The following is a 4,730-nucleotide window of genomic DNA, read 5'->3' as shown; positions in this document are numbered from 1 at the left end:
AACCTGCGGCTAGCTTCCTAGTTTGCTCTTTGATTTTCATTGAGTATTACAGTGAACAATTTTTCTAGCTATTGTAACAAAAAAGTCACCCGAAGGCAACTTTTTTCGTCCATAAACTTTCAAAAGAGAATGGCTTATTCAGAGCTAAAAGCTGCTGCTTGCTGCATTTGGTAATACTTACCCTTTCTAGCCATGAGATCCTGATGATTGCCATGCTCCACGATGTCGCCATCTACCAAGACAAGAATCAAATCCGCATCCTGAATGGTTGACAAACGGTGGGCGATGATAAAGCTTGTGCGCCCCTTCATGAGTTTTGCAAAGGCATCCTGTACTAGCACTTCTGTCCGTGTATCGATGGAGGAAGTTGCCTCGTCTAAGATAAGAATCTTTGGAATAGCCAAAAAGACTCGCGCTATAGTCAAGAGCTGGGTCTGACCGACAGAGAGAGATTCTCCTGCATTTTCTAACTTGGTATCGTATCCCTGTGGCAACTGTTGGATGAAAAAATCTGCATTGGCTGCTTTGGCAGCAGCAATCACCTGCTCCCGACTGGCTTCAGGATTTCCAAAAGCAATATTGTCATGAATGGTTCCTTGCTTGAGCCAGGTTTCTTGGAGCACCATGCCAAACTGCTGTCTCAATGATACTAGGGTATAATCATAAATGGATTGCCCATCCAGCAAGATATCTCCTGAGTTAATAGGATAGAAACGCATAAGAAGATTGATAAGGGTTGATTTTCCTGCACCTGTCGGACCAACGATGGCTACCTTGCTACCAGCTGGAATATCAATAGATAAATCCTTAATCAAAATCTTTTCAGGATGGTAACCAAAAGAGACATGTTTAAAGGAAATAGCTCCCTTAACTTGGTCACTGGTCAAGACTTCCTTGCCTGTTTCAGCAACCTCAGGACTTTCTAAGACAGCATAGACGCGCTCTGCGCAAGCCAGAGCACTTTGCAACTCAGCTAGCACTGAAGAAATATCGTTAAAGGGCTTGGTATACTGTTGGACATAGTTCAAAAAAGTCACTAAACGCCCAATGGTCAAGGTTGACCCCATCATGATACGATAAGCTCCTACTCCAGCTAGAATCGCATAAATGAGCGCATTGACAAAGCGAGTCGAAGGATTGACCGTTGAAGAATAAAAGATGGCCGACTGCGAATAGCCTGCGTAGTTGTCATTAGCCTCACACAGTCTTTTGATAAACTCTACCTGAGCATTAAAAGATTGAATAATAGTCTGCTGGCTAAGCGATTCTTCAATCAACTGAGTCTGAATTCCCCTTGTCTCTGTTTGCTTCTGGAAGAGATGATAGGAGCGTTTGGCAATAAAGCGTGAAACCACCATGGAAAGTGGCGTCAACAGCAAGACTAAGAGAGTCATGAGGAGGTGAATTTGCAGCATGGCTAGAATGCTAACCAAAATCATCAAGACACCAATGAAAAATTGGTTAAAAATCATGGTCAAGCCAGCTGCTAACTGTTCGATGTCCGTGGTTACCCGACTGACCATCTCTCCACTTCCTTGCCGCTCCACAAAAGCAATCGGTAAACGATGGAGCTTATAGATGATTCGCTCTCGCAAGTCTCTGGTATAAGAGAAGATTAGGCGATTATAAAGAAGAGGATTGGCCCATTGTACCAGAGTATTTCCTATAACTACCAAGATCATCTGGAGAAAAATCTGCCAAAAAACTGGTGAAGAACCAGCCACTAGGACTTGGTCGATGACCTGCCCAATCAAGATAGGTAGGTAGATTGATAAGCCAACCTGGGTAATAGTTCCTAGAAAGGCTAGGAAAAGGAGGAAGGGATTGCTTGCTAAATCTTTTGCCAAGCGTGTGAGCGTCTGGTTTGCAGTTTGTCGTCTCATGCTAGTCCTCCTTTCCATGTTGGGATGCATTGATTTCGCGATAAACTTGACTAGATTTCATCAAGTTCTCGTGCTTGCCGATAGCTAGGAGCTCTCCTTTTTCTAAGAGGAGAATCTGGTCAGCCATCTGTAAAGTCGAGGTTCGTTGAGAGATCAAGATTAAGCTCGTATTTAGCAAATTTTCTCGGATAGCTTTCAAGAGCTTAGACTCGGTAATGGTGTCGAGGGCCGAGGTCGCATCATCTAGGATGAGAAATGGAGCTTGGCGCAAGACTGCGCGAGCAATAGACAGCCTTTGTTTTTGTCCACCTGAGAAATTTCGACCTCCTGCCTCAACAGTGGCATCCAAGAGCCCTTCCTTTTCACTAACAAAATCCTTAGCTTGCGCAATCTCCAAGGCCTGCCAGAGTTCCTGGTCAGATACTTCTTGATGTAAACCTAGAGTCAAGTTAGAACGAATAGTTCCCTTAAAGAGTTCGACTTTTTGGGGCACATAGGCAATCCAAGACCGCCACTGCTCCAAATTAAGAGGACTACGTCCATTTCGATAAAGGTCTATACTCCCCTTGTCTGCTGGATAAAGTCCAAGTAAGACTTGCACCAAGCTTGATTTACCAGAACCAGTTCCTCCGATGATACCAAGGATTTGCCCTTGCTTCATATTAAAGGAAATGTCTCTCAGAGAAGGCTGGGCCGCATCAGGATAGGTAAAGGTCAGTTCTTGAACTTGTAAAACCTGATCACTGCTAGCTTGCTTTTGTTCTAATTCTGAATGAATATCTTCTGGAGCCTCAGCAAAAACTTCCTCGATTCGCTTAGCTGAGATGTAGGACTGGTTGAGGGAATTGATCAGCATGGCTAGCTTGACCAATTCCACCAAAATCTGTAAGAGGTAATTGATAAGAGCAATGAGAGCACCTTGACTGAGCACTCCTCCTTGAATTGAAATATAGCCTTGCCAGATAATAACGAGAAGAGTTCCATTGACAATCAGATAGGTCAGAGGTGTTAATAAACTAGACCAGAAACCTGTCTTTTCTTGTAATCTAGCATAAACTTGGTTAAGGGTTTGAAAAATCTGTAACTCTCGTTTTTCTTGACCAAAAGCACGAATAACCCGCATCCCTTGCAATTGCTGGCGCGTTTCCTGAACCAGTTGGTCCGTTTTCTTTCTGAGACTACTGTAGAGAGGATTGACCAATCGAGATACCCCTACAATGACAATGGTCAAAATGGCAACCATGACTAAGAACCAGAAAGTCAACTCAGCTGAGATTCGATAAGCCATAAAAATGGCACCAAAAACGATAATGGGCGCTCGCAAAAAGAGACGCAGGAATTGATTGATACCAGTCTGAATCTGGTAGGTATCCGAAGTCAAGCGAGTGACCAAACTAGAAGTTGTCAGACGGTCTCTGCTGTCCTTGGACAAGGAAAGAATATGACGATAAAGATCGTTTGTCAATTCCTTAGCAAAGCCTACTGCTGCCTTTGCTGAGTAAAATTGAGCTATCAAGGCCACTAAAACGCCAATTACTGCAAAGATAAGGAGCAGGCCAATCTGCATCCAGAGATGACCTTGATCTCCCTGAGGTAAAGATTGGTCAACAATCCCAGCAATCACCATGGGAACCAAGAGCTCAAAAACAGCTTCTAACAGCTTGAACAAGGGGGCTAAAATTGATTCCTTGATGTAGGGTTTGAAGTAAGATAATAGGTGTTTCATAAATCCCTTCTATTCATATTCTAGAAATGAAGAAAGTGGGAAGCCCCACTCTCTGTTTTATTTGTTTAAGTAAGGCAATAGATAGCCATATCCTGCTTTTTCCATCTCATCCTTGGCCACAAAGCGTAAAGAAGCAGAATTGATACAGTAACGGAGGCCGCCTAACTCCCGCGGTCCATCTGTGAAAACATGACCCAAGTGAGCGCTGCCTGAACGAGAACGAACTTCAATTCGCTCCATTCCATGGCTCAGATCCTTGTAATAATGAATCAACTCTTTGGAAATCGGACGGCTAAAACTTGGCCAACCACAACCTGAAGCAAACTTATCCTTGGCAAAAAAGAGTGGCTCACCCGTCGTAATATCTACATAAATCCCCTCTTCAAAGGTTTGGTCATAGGCATTGGTAAATGGAGCCTCTGTAGCAGCTTCTTGTGTGACACGATAAGACTCTTCAGATAGACTGGCCTTCAACACCTCTTGACTAGGCTTTTCATAGTTTGCTGCATCAATCAATGGCTTATCAGCATCGGTCACATCGATATGACAGTAACCTGAAGGATTCTTCCTGAGATAATCTTGGTGGTAGTCTTCAGCCAGAATGTAGTGGCGTAATTGCTCCACTTCTACTGCAATCTTTCGACCCAGCATGCGTTCCTGCTCCTGTACCACTGTGTAGATAGCTGGCAAATCTGCTTCATCCTGATAATAAATCCCAGTTCGATATTGGCGACCACGGTCATTCCCTTGTTGATTGATAGATAGAGGATCGATAACTCGGAAATAATAAAGTAAAATCTCTCTGAGTGACACTTCCTTCTCATCGTAAATCACTTGGACCGTTTCTGCATGGTCTGTTTCCTTGATCAACTGGTAATTGGTCGTTTCGACTTGACCATTAGCGTAGCCAACACTGGTTTCTAGCACTCCAGAAATGCGTGAAAAATATTCCTCTAGGCCCCAAAAACAACCACCTGCTAGATAAATTTCTGCCATCTTTATTTCTCCTTTATCACGTTTTTAACTAATACTCTTCGAAAATCTCTTCAAACCACGTCAGCTCACATCTGCAACCTCAAAACAGTGTCTTGAGCTGACTTCTTCAGTTCTATCCACAACCT

General features: G+C 43.5%; 3 protein-coding genes. All 3 read right to left on the bottom strand.

Features of this window, described 5'->3' with window-relative positions:
- Window positions 1-134: 134 nt before the first annotated feature.
- From HT699_RS04395 to msrB, 3 genes are read right to left on the bottom strand one after another with little or no spacing between them, the layout of a single operon-like run.
- Window positions 135-1,883: an ABC transporter ATP-binding protein gene (locus HT699_RS04395; RefSeq protein WP_001254298.1), complete on the bottom strand. Its 1,749-nt coding sequence runs from the start codon at window positions 1,881-1,883 to the stop codon at window positions 135-137.
- 1 nt (window position 1,884) lies between these two features.
- Entirely contained in the window at window positions 1,885-3,609 is a 1,725-nt protein-coding gene (locus HT699_RS04390; RefSeq protein WP_172934122.1) for an ABC transporter ATP-binding protein, read from the bottom strand.
- Between the two features lie 57 nt (window positions 3,610-3,666).
- Window positions 3,667-4,605 (bottom strand): peptide-methionine (R)-S-oxide reductase MsrB, encoded by a 939-nt coding sequence (gene msrB, locus HT699_RS04385; RefSeq protein WP_000818203.1) that lies wholly within the window; start codon window positions 4,603-4,605, stop codon window positions 3,667-3,669.
- Window positions 4,606-4,730 lie beyond the last annotated feature (125 nt).

Source organism: Streptococcus sp. 1055, assembly GCF_013276815.1.
Taxonomy (GTDB): Bacteria; Bacillota; Bacilli; order Lactobacillales; family Streptococcaceae; genus Streptococcus; species Streptococcus pseudopneumoniae.
Note: the sequence above shows the minus strand (reverse complement) of the source record. Positions and strands in the feature narration are given on the sequence as shown.

What these genes read in the sequence shown, in the direction of transcription:
- HT699_RS04395 (WP_001254298.1), bottom strand. Translation starts at nt 1,883, where the DNA reads ATGAGACGACAAACTGCAAACCAGACGCTCACACGCTTGGCAAAAGAT.
- HT699_RS04390 (WP_172934122.1), bottom strand. Translation starts at nt 3,609, where the DNA reads ATGAAACACCTATTATCTTACTTCAAACCCTACATCAAGGAATCAATT.
- msrB (WP_000818203.1), bottom strand. Translation starts at nt 4,605, where the DNA reads ATGGCAGAAATTTATCTAGCAGGTGGTTGTTTTTGGGGCCTAGAGGAA.